This window comes from Pseudomonas sp. NY15181 (genome assembly GCF_048068055.1).
Classification (GTDB): domain Bacteria; phylum Pseudomonadota; class Gammaproteobacteria; order Pseudomonadales; family Pseudomonadaceae; genus Pseudomonas.
Genome location: NZ_JBLUPT010000005.1, coordinates 20850 through 33111, shown reverse-complemented (window position 1 = coordinate 33111; position 12262 = coordinate 20850). Strand labels below are relative to the sequence as shown.

Here is a 12262-nt window from a genome sequence, read left to right as displayed (position 1 = left end):
TTACTTGGAGTAGAGCTCGACAATCAGGTTTTCGTTGATGTCGGCGGACAGGTCGGCACGAGCCGGAACACTTTTGAAGGTGCCGGACTTCTTGTCGCTATCCACTTCGACCCACTCAACGCGACCGCGCTGGGCGCACAGGTCCAGAGCTTGGGCAATACGCAGCTGGTTCTTCGATTTCTCGCGAACAGCAACGACGTCGCCTGCTTTGACCTGGTAGGACGGGATGTTCACGGTCTGACCGTTCACGCTGATGGTCTTGTGGGACACCAGCTGACGGGATTCGGAACGAGTGGAACCGAAGCCCATACGGTAGACGACGTTGTCCAGACGGCACTCGAGCAGCTGCAGCAGGTTCTCACCAGTGGAGCCCTTGCGGCGGGACGCTTCCTGATAGTAGCCACGGAATTGACGTTCCAGAACGCCGTAGATGCGGCGGACTTTCTGCTTCTCGCGCAGCTGCAGACCGTAGTCGGACAGGCGACCACGACGCTGGCCGTGCTGGCCAGGAACGTTTTCAGCTTTGCACTTCGAGTCGAGGGCGCGGACGCCGCTCTTCAGGAACAGATCAGTGCCTTCGCGGCGGGACAGTTTGCACTTGGGACCAATGTAACGAGCCATTTCTCACTGTCTCCTATTACACGCGACGCTTTTTCGGCGGACGGCAGCCGTTGTGCGGGATCGGGGTTACGTCGGTGATGCTGGCGATCTTGTAACCGCAGGCATTCAGCGCACGAACAGCCGACTCGCGGCCCGGGCCCGGGCCCTTGACGTTGACGTCGAGGTTCTTCAGACCGTATTCCAGAGCAGCCTGGCCGGCACGCTCGGCCGCTACCTGGGCAGCGAACGGGGTGCTCTTACGCGAGCCGCGGAAGCCCGAACCACCGGAGGTGGCCCAGGACAGAGCGTTGCCCTGACGGTCGGTGATGGTAACGATGGTGTTGTTGAAGGACGCGTGGATATGCGCGATCCCGTCGACCACCGTCTTTTTGACTTTCTTACGAGGACGAGCAGCAGGTTTTGCCATGACTAAATTCCTAAGCGATTACTTGCGGATCGGCTTACGCGGGCCCTTACGGGTACGCGCGTTGGTCTTGGTACGCTGACCGCGAACCGGCAGACCGCGACGATGACGCAGACCGCGGTAGCAACCGAGGTCCATCAGACGCTTGATGTTCATGTTGATTTCGCGACGCAGGTCACCTTCGGTGGTCAGCTTGGCCACCTCGGTACGCAGCGAATCAATCTGCTCTTCGCTCAGGTCCTTGATCTTTGCAGCCGGGCTGATGCCGGTGGCTGCACAGATGCTCTGTGCGGTAGTGCGACCGACACCATAGATGTAGGTCAGCGAGATAACAGTGTGCTTGTTATCCGGAATGTTTACGCCTGCAATACGGGCCATTCAGAAAAACTCCAATTGACAGCTACCCGGCGCCCAGGAAGCCAAGAAAGGGCGCGGATATTAGCGCTGTAAAAACAAATAATCAACCCGGCAGCACACTAGCTGCCGGGTTATAACGCGTGGATCACACTCAGCCTTGGCGCTGCTTGTGACGCGGCTCCGCGCTGCAGATCACACGAACGACGCCTTCGCGACGGACGATCTTGCAGTTACGGCACAGCTTCTTAACCGATGCACGAACTTTCATCAGTGACTCCTCGAACCTTACGGGTCAGCGCAGCAGACCGCTGCCATAGCCCTTCAGGTTGGCTTTCTTCATGAGGGATTCGTACTGGTGAGAAACGAGGTGCGATTGTACTTGGGCCATAAAGTCCATCACAACCACGACCACGATCAGCAACGAGGTCCCGCCAAGGTAGAACGGTACGTGGGCAGCTACGACCAGGAACTGGGGCAGCAGGCACACAGCCGTCATGTACAGGGCACCGAACATGGTCAAACGGGTCAGTACGCCATCGATGTAGCGCGCCGACTGTTCGCCCGGACGAATACCCGGAATAAATGCACCGGACTTCTTGAGGTTTTCCGCCACGTCCTTCGGGTTGAACATCAGCGCTGTGTAGAAGAAGCAGAAGAAGACGATCCCTGCACTAAACAGCAGAATGTTCAGCGGCTGTCCCGGAGCGATCGCTTGCGCGACGTCCTGCAGCCAACCCAGGCCTTCCGACTGACCGAACCAGGCACCCAGGGATGCCGGGAACAGCAGGATGCTGCTGGCGAAGATCGCGGGAATTACACCCGCCATGTTCACTTTCAGCGGCAGATGGCTGGTCTGGGCGGCAAACACCTTGCGACCTTGCTGGCGCTTGGCGTAATGCACGGCGATACGACGCTGACCACGCTCGATGAACACCACGAACGCGATGATGGCCACGGCCAGCAGGCCGATGGCGATCAGGGCGAAGATGTTGATGTCACCTTGACGCGCGGACTCGAAGGACTGGCCGATTGCTCGGGGCAGGCCTGCGACGATACCGGAGAAGATCAACATGGAGATGCCGTTGCCGACACCCCGCTCGGTGATCTGCTCACCCAGCCACATCATGAAGAGTGCACCCGCCACGAAGGTGGTGACCGACACGAAGTAGAAGCCGAAGTCGTTGGAGAAGGCTACACCCTGGCTGCCCAGACCAACGGACATGCCGATGGCCTGAACAAGTGCCAGAGCGAGAGTTGCGTAGCGGGTGTACTGGCTGATCTTGCGACGCCCAGACTCACCCTCTTTCTTCAACTGCTCCAGCTGCGGGCTGATAGCGGTCATGAGCTGCATGATGATCGATGCCGAGATGTACGGCATGATCCCCAGTGCAAAGATACTCATGCGCTCCAGCGCGCCGCCGGAAAACATGTTGAAGAGGCTAAGAATGGTCCCCTCGTTCTGCCGGAACAGTGCCGCCAAGCGATCGGGGTTGATGCCCGGGACTGGGATATGCGCGCCGATCCGATAGACGATGATCGCCAGGAACAGGAAACGCAGACGTGCCCAGAGCTCGGACAAACCACCACCGTTGCTCAGCGCAGAGAGAGCACCTTGCTTAGCCATTTAGTCCTCGATTTTGCCGCCAGCTGCTTCGATAGCCGCACGAGCGCCCTTGGTGGCGCCGATGCCTTTCAGGGTGACTGCGCGAGTAACTTCGCCCGACAGCATGACTTTCACACGCTGTACGTTCTGGTTAATCACGTTGGCATCCTTCAGGGACTGCACGGTAACGACATCACCCTCGACCTTGGCCAGTTCGGAAGTGCGCACTTCTGCGCGATCCATAGCCTTCAGCGAGTTGAAGCCGAACTTCGGCAGGCGACGGTGCAGCGGCTGCTGACCACCCTCGAAGCCCGGAGCGATGGAGCCACCGGAGCGGGAGGTTTGACCTTTGTGACCACGGCCACCGGTCTTGCCCAGACCGCTACCGATGCCACGGCCCGGACGGTGCTTTTCGCGACGGGCACCCGGCGCGGAACGCAGATCGTTCAGTTGCATGGATTAACCCTCCACACGCAGCAGGTAGTAGGCCTTGTTGATCATGCCGCGGTTTTCAGGAGTGTCCTGAACCTCAACGGTGTGACCAATGCGACGCAGGCCCAGGCCTTTGACGCAAGCCTTGTGATTGGCCAGACGGCCGCTCACGCTCTTGATCAGGGTAACTTTGACAGTTGCCATGGTTAGAGAATCTCCTCGACGCTCTTGCCACGCTTGGCCGCGACCGACTCAGGGGACTGCATGTTCTTCAGGCCCTTGAAGGTTGCGTAGACCACGTTCACCGGGTTGGTGGAGCCGTAGCACTTCGCCAGAACGTTCTGCACACCGGCCACTTCCAGGACAGCACGCATGGCGCCGCCGGCGATGATACCGGTACCTTCGGAAGCCGGCTGCATGTACACCTTGGAGGCGCCATGGGCGGACTTGGTCGGGTACTGCAGGGTGGTGCCGTTCAGATCAACCTGGATCATGTTGCGGCGAGCAGCTTCCATTGCCTTCTGGATAGCGGCCGGCACTTCACGCGCCTTGCCACGACCGAAGCCAACACGGCCCTTGCCATCGCCAACCACGGTCAGCGCGGTGAAGGCGAAGATACGGCCACCTTTTACGGTTTTGGCGACGCGGTTAACTTGAACCAGCTTCTCGATGTAGCCTTCGTCGCGCTTTTGATCGTTGTTTGCCATAACTTAGAACTCCAGACCGCCTTCACGAGCGGCATCAGCCAGGGCCTTGATACGACCGTGGTACTTGAAGCCAGAACGGTCGAACGCCACCTGAGTGACGCCGGCAGCCTTGGCGCGTTCCGCGACCAGTTGACCAACTTTCTTGGCTGCGTCGACGTTGCCGGTGGCACCTTCGCGCAGTTCCTTGTCGAGAGTCGAGGCGCTGGCCAGGACTTTGCCGCCATCGGCCGCAATGACCTGGGCGTAGATGTGCTGGGAGGAGCGGTACACGCAGAGGCGTACGGCTTCCAGTTCGCGCATCTTCAGGCGTGCCTTGCGAGCGCGGCGCAGACGGGTTTCTTTCTTGACGCTCATTTGCTATGCCCTACTTCTTCTTGGCTTCTTTACGAAGGACGACTTCGTCGGCGTAACGCACGCCCTTGCCTTTGTACGGCTCCGGCGGACGGAAGTCGCGGATTTCCGCGGCAACCTGGCCGACCAGCTGCTTGTCGATACCCTTGATCAGGATGTCGGTCTGGCTGGGGGTTTCCGCGACGATGCCGGCAGGCAGTTCGTAATCAACCGGGTGGGAGAAGCCGAGAGCCAGGGACAGCACTTGGCCTTTGGCCTGCGCCTTGTAACCAACGCCGACCAGCTGGAGCTTGCGCTCGAAGCCCTGGCTGACGCCGATTACCATATTGTTGACCAGAGCGCGGGTGGTACCGGCCATGGCACGGGTCTGCTGGTCGCCGTTACGCGCAGCGAAACGCAGCTCACCGTTGTCCTGAATGACTTCGACGGACGGATGTACTTTCAGCTCGAGAGCGCCCTTGGCACCCTTGATCGAAAGTTCCTGACCAGCCAGCTTGATTTCAACGCCGGCGGGCAGAATGACGGGGTTCTTAGCAACGCGAGACATGCTGATTCCCCTTAGAACACAGTGCAGAGCACTTCGCCACCAACGCCAGCGGCACGGGCAGCACGATCAGTCATCACACCCTTGTTGGTGGAGACGATCGAAACACCCAGGCCGCCGCGAACTTTCGGCAGCTGGTCTACGGATTTGTACTGGCGCAGGCCAGGACGGCTGATTCGCTTCACTTCCTCGATGACAGGCTTGCCTTCGAAGTACTTCAGCTCGATCGACAGCAGAGGCTTGGCCTCGGCGGTGACTTGGAAATCCGCAATGTAACCTTCATCCTTGAGGACTTTGGCGACTGCCGCTTTCAGCTTGGAAGACGGCATGCTCACGACGGTCTTCTCAGCCATCTGGGCATTACGGATGCGAGTTAGCATGTCTGCTAACGGGTCCTGCATACTCATGGGCTTAATGCTCCTGATACAAAAGATAAGCCTTCAACTTCTTTACTCGCCCTCAAAACACCAGGCGTACAAAAACCCTGGCTCGGGGGAGCCGGGTATTCTAGAGATCGCTCAAAAACGAATCAAGCCCCACGAGGGGGCTTGCTTCGTTAAGCGATCAACGGAGTCGTCACCGACTCCGTTAATGACTTACCAGCTGGCTTTCACCAGACCCGGTACGTCACCGCGCATTGCAGCTTCGCGCAGCTTGTTACGGCTCAGACCGAACTTGCGGTAGAAGCCGTGCGGACGACCGGTCAGACGGCAGCGGTTACGCAGGCGGCTGGCGCTCGCGTCACGGGGCTGCTTCTGCAGGGCGACCTGGGCGCTCCAACGCTCTTCCGCGGAGGAGTTCGGATTAGCGATGATCGCTTTCAGCTCGGCACGCTTTTTGGCGTACTTGGCTACCGTTTGCTGACGCTTCAGCTCACGGTTTTTCATGCTCTCTTTAGCCATGGTCCTACTCCAATCAGTTGCGGAACGGGAAGTTGAAGGCGCGCAGCAGGGCACGACCTTCATCATCCGAACGAGCGGTGGTGGTCAGAGTGATATCCATACCACGGAGGGCATCGATCTTGTCGTAATCGATTTCCGGGAAGATGATCTGCTCTTTGACGCCCATGCTGTAGTTGCCACGACCGTCGAAGGACTTGGCGTTCAGACCGCGGAAGTCACGTACGCGCGGCAGGGAGATCGACAGCAGACGGTCCAGGAACTCGTACATGCGATCGCCACGCAGGGTGACTTTCACGCCAATCGGCCAGCCTTCACGGATCTTGAAGCCAGCGATGGACTTACGAGCGTAAGTCACAACCGGCTTTTGACCCGCGATCTTTTCCAGATCGGCAACGGCGCTCTCGATGACTTTCTTGTCACCAACAGCTTCGCCAAGACCCATGTTCAGGGTGATTTTGGTAACGCGCGGAACTTCCATCACGTTCGCCAGCTGAAGCTCTTGCTTCAGCTTGGGAGCGATTTCCTTCCGATAAATTTCTTTCAATCGTGCCATGGTGATCTACCTAGCTCCCTCAAGCCTGAACCGGTTTCTGGGTCGACTTGAAGACACGAATCTTCTTACCGTCTTCGACCTTGAAGCCAACGCGGTCAGCCTTGTTGGTTTCAGCGTTGAAGATGGCGACGTTGGAGACGTGCAGAGGCGCCTCCTTCTCGACGATCCCGCCTTGCTGATTGAGCATGGGGTTGGGCTTGGTGTGGCGCTTGATCAGGTTCACACCGCCAACGACCAGACGGTCGTCAGCGAGAACTTTCAGCACCTTGCCACGCTTGCCCTTGTCCTTGCCGGCAATGACGATGACTTCGTCGTCACGACGAATTTTTTGCATGACGGCTACTCCTTACAGCACTTCAGGGGCAAGGGAGACGATCTTCATGAACTTCTCGGTACGAAGTTCACGAGTCACCGGCCCGAAGATACGGGTGCCGATCGGCTCCTGCTTGTTATTCAGCAGGACGGCGGCGTTGCCGTCGAAGCGAATGATGGAACCGTCGGTACGACGTACGCCGTGCTTGGTGCGAACGACCACGGCAGTCATTACCTGGCCCTTCTTCACCTTGCCACGCGGAATCGCTTCCTTGACGGTGACCTTGATGATGTCGCCAATGCCGGCGTAACGGCGGTGGGAACCGCCGAGCACCTTGATGCACATTACGCGACGCGCGCCGCTGTTATCAGCGACTTCGAGCATGGATTGAGTCTGAATCATCTTCTATCTCCGACCCTTAGACTTCAACCGCGCGCTCGACGATATCAACCAGGGTCCAGGCCTTGGTCTTGGCCAGCGGACGGGTCTCGCGGATGGTGACCAGGTCACCAACGCGGCACTGATTGGTTTCGTCGTGGGCGTGCAGTTTGGTCGAACGCTTCACGTATTTGCCGTAGATCGGGTGCTTTACGCGACGCTCGATCAGAACGGTAACGGTCTTGTCCATCTTGTCGCTGACGACGCGGCCAGTCAGCGTACGGACGGTGTTCTGAGCTTCAGCCATGATTACTTACCTACTTGCTGGTTGAGCACAGTTTTAACGCGAGCGATGTCGCGCTTCACTTGCGAGAGCAGGTGAGACTGCCCCAACTGGCCAGTTGCTTTCTGCATGCGCAGATTGAACTGGTCGCGCAGCAGGCCGAGCAGTTGCTCGTTCAGCTGCTCAACGGATTTTTCACGAAGTTCATTCGCTTTCATCACATCACCGTCCGCTTAACAAAGGAGGTGGCGAGCGGCAGCTTTGCAGCAGCCAGGGCGAATGCCTCACGCGCCAGCTCTTCGGATACACCCTCGATCTCGTACAGGACCTTGCCCGGTTGAATCTGGGCTACCCAGTACTCGACGCCGCCCTTACCTTTACCCATACGTACTTCCAGGGGCTTCTTGGTAACAGGCTTGTCGGGGAATACACGGATCCAGATCTTGCCGCCACGCTTAACGTGACGGGTCAGCGCACGACGCGCGGACTCGATCTGACGTGCGGTGAGACGGCCACGGCTGGTTGCCTTGAGGGCGAACTCGCCGAAGCTGACTTTGGAACCGCGATGAGCCAGGCCACGGTTGTGACCGGTCATTTGCTTGCGGAACTTCGTACGCTTAGGTTGCAGCATTTGCGTACTCCTTACTTAGCAGCTTTTTTACGAGGAGCGGGCGCTTGGGGCTTCAGCTCTTCCTGGCGGCCACCGATGACCTCGCCTTTGAAGATCCAAACCTTCACACCGATCACACCGTAGGTGGTGTGCGCTTCGTAGGTTGCGTAGTCGATGTCGGCACGCAGGGTGTGCAGGGGCACACGACCTTCGCGATACCACTCGGTACGAGCGATTTCAGCGCCGCCCAGACGACCGCTTACCTGGATCTTGATGCCTTTGGCACCAATGCGCATGGCGTTCTGTACAGCGCGCTTCATGGCGCGACGGAACATAACGCGACGCTCCAGCTGCTGAGCTACGCTTTGCGCAACCAGCATACCGTCGAGTTCCGGCTTGCGGATCTCTTCGATGTTGATGTGCACCGGCACACCCATTTGCTTGGTCAGGTCCTGACGCAGCTTCTCAACATCTTCACCTTTCTTGCCGATCACGATGCCGGGACGAGCGGTGTGGATGGTGATGCGTGCGGTTTGAGCCGGACGATGGATATCGATACGGCTTACGGACGCGCTTTTTAGTTTGTCTTGGAGATACTCACGTACCTTCAGGTCGGCGAACAGATAATCGGCGTAAGTGCGCTTATCTGCGTACCAAACGGAGGTGTGCTCCTTGACGATACCCAGGCGGATGCCATTGGGATGTACTTTCTGACCCATCTGATCGACTCCGTTACTTGTCCGCAACCTTGACAGTGATATGGCAAGACCGCTTGACGATGCGATCAGCACGGCCTTTGGCACGCGGCATGATGCGCTTGAGCGAACGACCTTCGTTGACGAAGACGGTGGAGACTTTGAGATCGTCTACATCGGCGCCTTCGTTGTGCTCGGCGTTGGCCACGGCCGACTCCAGCACTTTCTTCATGATCTCGGCGGCTTTCTTGTTGCTGAAAGCCAGGAGGTTGAGCGCATCGCCCACCTTCTTCCCGCGGATCTGGTCGGCGACCAAGCGGGCTTTCTGGGCGGAGATACGAGCGCCCGAGAGCTTAGCGGCTACTTCCATCTTCCTTACCCCTTAACGCTTGGCTTTCTTGTCCGCAGCGTGCCCACGATAAGTGCGGGTAGCAGCGAACTCGCCGAGTTTGTGACCGACCATGTCTTCGTTGACCAGGACCGGCACGTGTTGACGGCCGTTGTGGACAGCGATGGTCAGACCAACCATGTGCGGCAGAATCATCGAACGGCGCGACCAGGTCTTGATCGGCTTGCGGTCGTTCTTTTCCACCGCCACTTCGATCTTCTTCAGCAGGTGAAGATCGATAAAAGGACCTTTTTTCAGAGAACGTGGCACTGTCGTATCCCTCTATTTACTTGCGGCGACGGACGATCATGTTGTCGGTACGCTTGTTCGCGCGAGTCTTCTTACCCTTGGTCTGAAGACCCCACGGCGATACCGGATGACGACCAGCAGAGGTACGACCTTCACCACCACCATGCGGGTGGTCGACCGGGTTCATGGCAACACCACGAACGGTCGGGCGAACGCCACGCCAGCGCTTGGCACCAGCTTTACCCAGCGAACGCAGGCTGTGCTCGGAGTTCGAGACTTCGCCCAGGGTCGCACGGCAGTCAGCCAGGACTTTGCGCATTTCGCCGGAACGCAGACGCACGGTTACGTAAGCGCCTTCACGGGCAACCAGCTGAGCCGAAGCGCCAGCGGAGCGAGCGATCTGAGCGCCTTTGCCAGGCTTCAGTTCGATACCGTGGATGGTGCTACCCACCGGGATGTTGCGCAGCGGCATGTTGTTGCCGGCCTTGATCGGAGCGCCGATACCGGAGATCAGTTGATCACCCGCCACCACGCCTTTGGGGGCGATGATGTAACGACGCTCGCCGTCCGCGTATTTCAGCAGAGCGATGTGAGCAGTACGGTTCGGATCGTATTCGACGCGCTCAACGATGGCAGGAATGCCATCCTTGTTGCGACGGAAGTCGACCAGACGATAGTGCTGCTTGTGGCCACCACCGATATGACGGGTGGTGATACGACCGTTGTTGTTACGGCCGCCCGACTTGGACTTCTTCTCGAGCAGGGGAGCGAACGGAGCACCTTTGTGCAGGTCCTGGTTCACTACCTTGACGACGAAACGACGACCAGCGGAAGTCGGTTTGCATTTAACGATTGCCATGATGCACCCCTTTACTCAGCGCCAGCTGCGAAATCGAGATCCTGGCCCGGCTGGAGAGCGATGTACGCTTTTTTCCAGTCGTTACGCTTGCCCAGGCCGCGAACGGTACGCTTGGTCTTGCCCTGAACGTTCAGGGTGGTGACGCGACGTACTTTCACGCCGAACAGGCTTTCTACGGCCTTCTTGATTTCCAGCTTGGTTGCATCAGTGGCAACCTTGAAAACGAATTGGCTGTTGCCGTCCGCCAGGCCAGTGGCCTTCTCGGAGATATGCGGGCCCAGCAGCACTTTGAATACGCGTTCCTGGTTCATGCCAGCAGCTCCTCGAACTTCTTCACGGCAGACACGGTGACCAGCACCTTGTCGTAGGCGATGAGGCTGACCGGATCGGAAGCCTGGACGTCACGTACGTCGACATGGGCCAGGTTGCGAGCTGCCAGGTACAGGTTCTCATCGACGCCTTCGGTGACGATCAGTACATCTTTCAGGCCCAGGCCTTCCAGCTTGCTGACCAGACCCTTGGTCTTCGGTGCGTCGACAGCGAAGTCGGCAACGACAACCAGACGATCCAGACGAACCAGCTCAGAGAGGATGGAGCGCAGAGCAGCGCGGTACATCTTCTTGTTGAGCTTCTGGGAGTGATCCTGGGGCTTGGCTGCGAAGGTCGCGCCGCCGCCACGCCAGATGGGGCTACGGATGGTGCCAGCACGAGCACGGCCAGTGCCCTTCTGACGCCACGGCTTCTTGCCACCACCGGAGACTTCGGAACGAGTTTTCTGAGCCTTGGTGCCCTGACGACCGCCAGCCATGTAGGCGACGACTGCCTGGTGAACCAGAGTCTCGTTGAATTCGCTACCAAAAGTACGCTCGGAAACTTCGATCGCCTGAGCGCCATTTACATTCAGTTGCATCTCAGCTTCCTCTCTTAACCGCGAGCCTTGGCTGCCGGACGCACCAGCACATCACCACCGGTAGCGCCGGGAACGGCACCTTTGACCAGCAGCAGATTGCGCTCTGCGTCGACACGCACGACCTCAAGGGATTGAACGGTTACGCGCTCAGCACCCATGTGGCCCGACATTTTCTTGCCCTTGAACACTCGACCAGGAGTCTGGCACTGGCCGATGGAACCCGGGACGCGGTGGGAAACGGAGTTACCGTGGGTGTTATCTTGACCACGGAAGTTCCAGCGCTTGATGGTACCGGCGAAGCCTTTACCCTTGGACTCGCCGGTAACGTCTACCAGCTGGCCTGCCTGGAACAGATCGACAGAGATGGAATCGCCTGCCTTGAACTCCTCTTCGCCCAGACGGAACTCCCACACGCCGCGACCGGCGGCGACATTCGCCTTGGCAAAGTGACCAGCTTGCGCCTTGGTCACGCGAGAAGCACGGCGCTCGCCAGCAGTTACCTGCACAGCGCGATAGCCATCGCTTTCTTCGTTTTTGAACTGGGTGACGCGATTCGGCTCGACCTCAATGACCGTGACCGGAATGGAGACACCATCTTCGGTGAAGATGCGGGTCATGCCGCACTTACGACCGACAACACCAATTGTCATCTTTAGAACCTCTTTAGTGTACGGGGCTTTCACCCGCTATGGCCGCCCATTTCAGAGCGTTACACGACCAATGCCGAAGGCATTAGCCGAGGCTGATCTGTACTTCGACGCCAGCAGCAAGGTCGAGCTTCATCAGCGCGTCGACGGTTTTGTCGGTCGGCTGAACGATGTCGAGAACACGCTTGTGGGTACGAATTTCGTACTGGTCACGAGCGTCCTTGTTGACGTGCGGGGAAATCAGCACGGTGTAACGTTCCTTGCGGGTCGGCAGAGGAATCGGACCACGCACCTGAGCGCCAGTACGTTTCGCGGTTTCCACGATTTCCTGGGTAGATTGGTCGATCAGGCGGTGATCAAAAGCCTTCAACCGAATACGGATTTGTTGATTTTGCATTTGACCTCAGACTCCAAGTTGCCATTCCCAACGGACGGACTCCGCCCGTTAAAAGGAGGC

The 12262-nt window shown here is 58.4% G+C and carries 26 protein-coding genes; all 26 read right to left on the bottom strand.

Going from position 1 to position 12262, the window contains the following annotated elements:
• Window positions 1–621 carry a 30S ribosomal protein S4 gene (gene rpsD / locus ACNFBT_RS13835; RefSeq protein WP_207884733.1) on the bottom strand — a complete coding sequence of 207 codons (621 nt, stop codon included), beginning with the start codon at window positions 619–621 and terminating at the stop codon, window positions 1–3.
• Between the two features lie 16 nt (window positions 622–637).
• Window positions 638–1027, bottom strand: a complete 390-nt coding sequence (rpsK, locus tag ACNFBT_RS13830) for a 30S ribosomal protein S11 (protein WP_003093689.1) — start codon at window positions 1025–1027, stop codon at window positions 638–640.
• 18 nt (window positions 1028–1045) lie between these two features.
• The gene (rpsM, locus tag ACNFBT_RS13825; RefSeq protein WP_017521894.1) at window positions 1046–1402 is read right to left on the bottom strand and encodes a 30S ribosomal protein S13; all 357 of its coding nucleotides are present in this window, start codon (window positions 1400–1402) and stop codon (window positions 1046–1048) included.
• 130 nt (window positions 1403–1532) lie between these two features.
• Window positions 1533–1649 carry a 50S ribosomal protein L36 gene (rpmJ, locus tag ACNFBT_RS13820; RefSeq protein ID WP_014854209.1) on the bottom strand — a complete coding sequence of 39 codons (117 nt, stop codon included), beginning with the start codon at window positions 1647–1649 and terminating at the stop codon, window positions 1533–1535.
• 24 nt (window positions 1650–1673) lie between these two features.
• Window positions 1674–3005 carry a preprotein translocase subunit SecY gene (gene secY / locus ACNFBT_RS13815; RefSeq protein WP_207884734.1) on the bottom strand — a complete coding sequence of 444 codons (1332 nt, stop codon included), beginning with the start codon at window positions 3003–3005 and terminating at the stop codon, window positions 1674–1676.
• Window positions 3006–3440 carry a 50S ribosomal protein L15 gene (gene rplO / locus ACNFBT_RS13810; protein ID WP_138216856.1) on the bottom strand — a complete coding sequence of 145 codons (435 nt, stop codon included), beginning with the start codon at window positions 3438–3440 and terminating at the stop codon, window positions 3006–3008.
• 3 nt (window positions 3441–3443) lie between these two features.
• Window positions 3444–3620, bottom strand: coding sequence for a 50S ribosomal protein L30 (gene rpmD, locus ACNFBT_RS13805; RefSeq protein WP_021219605.1), 177 nt, complete (start codon window positions 3618–3620; stop codon window positions 3444–3446).
• A 2-nt stretch (window positions 3621–3622) separates the two neighbouring features.
• Complete coding sequence (gene rpsE, locus ACNFBT_RS13800; protein WP_009617173.1) at window positions 3623–4123, bottom strand: 30S ribosomal protein S5; 501 nt, start codon at window positions 4121–4123, stop codon at window positions 3623–3625.
• 3 nt (window positions 4124–4126) lie between these two features.
• Window positions 4127–4477: a 50S ribosomal protein L18 gene (rplR, locus tag ACNFBT_RS13795; protein WP_009617172.1), complete on the bottom strand. Its 351-nt coding sequence runs from the start codon at window positions 4475–4477 to the stop codon at window positions 4127–4129.
• A gap of 10 nt (window positions 4478–4487) precedes the next feature.
• The gene (rplF, locus tag ACNFBT_RS13790; RefSeq protein WP_015475332.1) at window positions 4488–5021 is read right to left on the bottom strand and encodes a 50S ribosomal protein L6; all 534 of its coding nucleotides are present in this window, start codon (window positions 5019–5021) and stop codon (window positions 4488–4490) included.
• A gap of 11 nt (window positions 5022–5032) precedes the next feature.
• Window positions 5033–5425: a 30S ribosomal protein S8 gene (gene rpsH / locus ACNFBT_RS13785; protein WP_015475331.1), complete on the bottom strand. Its 393-nt coding sequence runs from the start codon at window positions 5423–5425 to the stop codon at window positions 5033–5035.
• A 189-nt stretch (window positions 5426–5614) separates the two neighbouring features.
• Window positions 5615–5920, bottom strand: coding sequence for a 30S ribosomal protein S14 (gene rpsN / locus ACNFBT_RS13780; protein ID WP_416750141.1), 306 nt, complete (start codon window positions 5918–5920; stop codon window positions 5615–5617).
• A 13-nt stretch (window positions 5921–5933) separates the two neighbouring features.
• Entirely contained in the window at window positions 5934–6473 is a 540-nt protein-coding gene (gene rplE / locus ACNFBT_RS13775; protein WP_043248941.1) for a 50S ribosomal protein L5, read from the bottom strand.
• A gap of 19 nt (window positions 6474–6492) precedes the next feature.
• Window positions 6493–6807, bottom strand: a complete 315-nt coding sequence (rplX, locus tag ACNFBT_RS13770; protein ID WP_015475328.1) for a 50S ribosomal protein L24 — start codon at window positions 6805–6807, stop codon at window positions 6493–6495.
• A 12-nt stretch (window positions 6808–6819) separates the two neighbouring features.
• Complete coding sequence (rplN, locus tag ACNFBT_RS13765) at window positions 6820–7188, bottom strand: 50S ribosomal protein L14 (protein ID WP_017521901.1); 369 nt, start codon at window positions 7186–7188, stop codon at window positions 6820–6822.
• Window positions 7189–7204: 16 nt separating this feature from the next.
• Window positions 7205–7471 carry a 30S ribosomal protein S17 gene (rpsQ, locus tag ACNFBT_RS13760; RefSeq protein ID WP_152219907.1) on the bottom strand — a complete coding sequence of 89 codons (267 nt, stop codon included), beginning with the start codon at window positions 7469–7471 and terminating at the stop codon, window positions 7205–7207.
• 2 nt (window positions 7472–7473) lie between these two features.
• Complete coding sequence (rpmC, locus tag ACNFBT_RS13755) at window positions 7474–7665, bottom strand: 50S ribosomal protein L29 (protein WP_416750135.1); 192 nt, start codon at window positions 7663–7665, stop codon at window positions 7474–7476.
• On the bottom strand, window positions 7665–8078 hold the full coding sequence (gene rplP, locus ACNFBT_RS13750) for a 50S ribosomal protein L16 (protein WP_009617163.1): 414 nt from the start codon (window positions 8076–8078) through the stop codon (window positions 7665–7667). Before rplP ends, rpmC begins: the two co-directional genes overlap by 1 nt.
• 11 nt (window positions 8079–8089) lie before the next feature.
• Window positions 8090–8776, bottom strand: coding sequence for a 30S ribosomal protein S3 (gene rpsC / locus ACNFBT_RS13745; protein ID WP_024767387.1), 687 nt, complete (start codon window positions 8774–8776; stop codon window positions 8090–8092).
• Window positions 8777–8789: 13 nt separating this feature from the next.
• Window positions 8790–9122: a 50S ribosomal protein L22 gene (gene rplV / locus ACNFBT_RS13740; protein WP_015475325.1), complete on the bottom strand. Its 333-nt coding sequence runs from the start codon at window positions 9120–9122 to the stop codon at window positions 8790–8792.
• A gap of 12 nt (window positions 9123–9134) precedes the next feature.
• A complete protein-coding gene (rpsS, locus tag ACNFBT_RS13735; protein WP_015475324.1) occupies window positions 9135–9410 on the bottom strand; it encodes a 30S ribosomal protein S19 in 276 nt (91 codons plus the stop codon).
• Window positions 9411–9426: 16 nt separating this feature from the next.
• Window positions 9427–10248: a 50S ribosomal protein L2 gene (gene rplB / locus ACNFBT_RS13730; RefSeq protein WP_024767388.1), complete on the bottom strand. Its 822-nt coding sequence runs from the start codon at window positions 10246–10248 to the stop codon at window positions 9427–9429.
• Between the two features lie 11 nt (window positions 10249–10259).
• Complete coding sequence (gene rplW, locus ACNFBT_RS13725; protein ID WP_015475322.1) at window positions 10260–10559, bottom strand: 50S ribosomal protein L23; 300 nt, start codon at window positions 10557–10559, stop codon at window positions 10260–10262.
• A complete protein-coding gene (gene rplD, locus ACNFBT_RS13720) occupies window positions 10556–11158 on the bottom strand; it encodes a 50S ribosomal protein L4 (RefSeq protein WP_017521904.1) in 603 nt (200 codons plus the stop codon). Before rplD ends, rplW begins: the two co-directional genes overlap by 4 nt.
• 14 nt (window positions 11159–11172) lie before the next feature.
• Window positions 11173–11808, bottom strand: coding sequence for a 50S ribosomal protein L3 (gene rplC / locus ACNFBT_RS13715; protein ID WP_024767389.1), 636 nt, complete (start codon window positions 11806–11808; stop codon window positions 11173–11175).
• A gap of 82 nt (window positions 11809–11890) precedes the next feature.
• The gene (gene rpsJ / locus ACNFBT_RS13710) at window positions 11891–12202 is read right to left on the bottom strand and encodes a 30S ribosomal protein S10 (protein ID WP_003243886.1); all 312 of its coding nucleotides are present in this window, start codon (window positions 12200–12202) and stop codon (window positions 11891–11893) included.
• Window positions 12203–12262: the final 60 nt, after the last annotated feature.

Coding starts and splice junctions, on each gene's coding strand:
- rpsD (WP_207884733.1), bottom strand. CDS start 621: ATGGCTCGTTACATTGGTCCCAAGTGCAAACTGTCCCGCCGCGAAGGC.
- rpsK (WP_003093689.1), bottom strand. CDS start 1,027: ATGGCAAAACCTGCTGCTCGTCCTCGTAAGAAAGTCAAAAAGACGGTG.
- rpsM (WP_017521894.1), bottom strand. CDS start 1,402: ATGGCCCGTATTGCAGGCGTAAACATTCCGGATAACAAGCACACTGTT.
- rpmJ (WP_014854209.1), bottom strand. CDS start 1,649: ATGAAAGTTCGTGCATCGGTTAAGAAGCTGTGCCGTAACTGCAAGATC.
- secY (WP_207884734.1), bottom strand. CDS start 3,005: ATGGCTAAGCAAGGTGCTCTCTCTGCGCTGAGCAACGGTGGTGGTTTG.
- rplO (WP_138216856.1), bottom strand. CDS start 3,440: ATGCAACTGAACGATCTGCGTTCCGCGCCGGGTGCCCGTCGCGAAAAG.
- rpmD (WP_021219605.1), bottom strand. CDS start 3,620: ATGGCAACTGTCAAAGTTACCCTGATCAAGAGCGTGAGCGGCCGTCTG.
- rpsE (WP_009617173.1), bottom strand. CDS start 4,123: ATGGCAAACAACGATCAAAAGCGCGACGAAGGCTACATCGAGAAGCTG.
- rplR (WP_009617172.1), bottom strand. CDS start 4,477: ATGAGCGTCAAGAAAGAAACCCGTCTGCGCCGCGCTCGCAAGGCACGC.
- rplF (WP_015475332.1), bottom strand. CDS start 5,021: ATGTCTCGCGTTGCTAAGAACCCCGTCATTCTGCCCGCCGGCGTTGAA.
- rpsH (WP_015475331.1), bottom strand. CDS start 5,425: ATGAGTATGCAGGACCCGTTAGCAGACATGCTAACTCGCATCCGTAAT.
- rpsN (WP_416750141.1), bottom strand. CDS start 5,920: ATGGCTAAAGAGAGCATGAAAAACCGTGAGCTGAAGCGTCAGCAAACG.
- rplE (WP_043248941.1), bottom strand. CDS start 6,473: ATGGCACGATTGAAAGAAATTTATCGGAAGGAAATCGCTCCCAAGCTG.
- rplX (WP_015475328.1), bottom strand. CDS start 6,807: ATGCAAAAAATTCGTCGTGACGACGAAGTCATCGTCATTGCCGGCAAG.
- rplN (WP_017521901.1), bottom strand. CDS start 7,188: ATGATTCAGACTCAATCCATGCTCGAAGTCGCTGATAACAGCGGCGCG.
- rpsQ (WP_152219907.1), bottom strand. CDS start 7,471: ATGGCTGAAGCTCAGAACACCGTCCGTACGCTGACTGGCCGCGTCGTC.
- rpmC (WP_416750135.1), bottom strand. CDS start 7,665: ATGAAAGCGAATGAACTTCGTGAAAAATCCGTTGAGCAGCTGAACGAG.
- rplP (WP_009617163.1), bottom strand. CDS start 8,078: ATGCTGCAACCTAAGCGTACGAAGTTCCGCAAGCAAATGACCGGTCAC.
- rpsC (WP_024767387.1), bottom strand. CDS start 8,776: ATGGGTCAGAAAGTACATCCCAATGGCATCCGCCTGGGTATCGTCAAG.
- rplV (WP_015475325.1), bottom strand. CDS start 9,122: ATGGAAGTAGCCGCTAAGCTCTCGGGCGCTCGTATCTCCGCCCAGAAA.
- rplB (WP_024767388.1), bottom strand. CDS start 10,248: ATGGCAATCGTTAAATGCAAACCGACTTCCGCTGGTCGTCGTTTCGTC.
- rplW (WP_015475322.1), bottom strand. CDS start 10,559: ATGAACCAGGAACGCGTATTCAAAGTGCTGCTGGGCCCGCATATCTCC.
- rplD (WP_017521904.1), bottom strand. CDS start 11,158: ATGCAACTGAATGTAAATGGCGCTCAGGCGATCGAAGTTTCCGAGCGT.
- rplC (WP_024767389.1), bottom strand. CDS start 11,808: ATGACAATTGGTGTTGTCGGTCGTAAGTGCGGCATGACCCGCATCTTC.
- rpsJ (WP_003243886.1), bottom strand. CDS start 12,202: ATGCAAAATCAACAAATCCGTATTCGGTTGAAGGCTTTTGATCACCGC.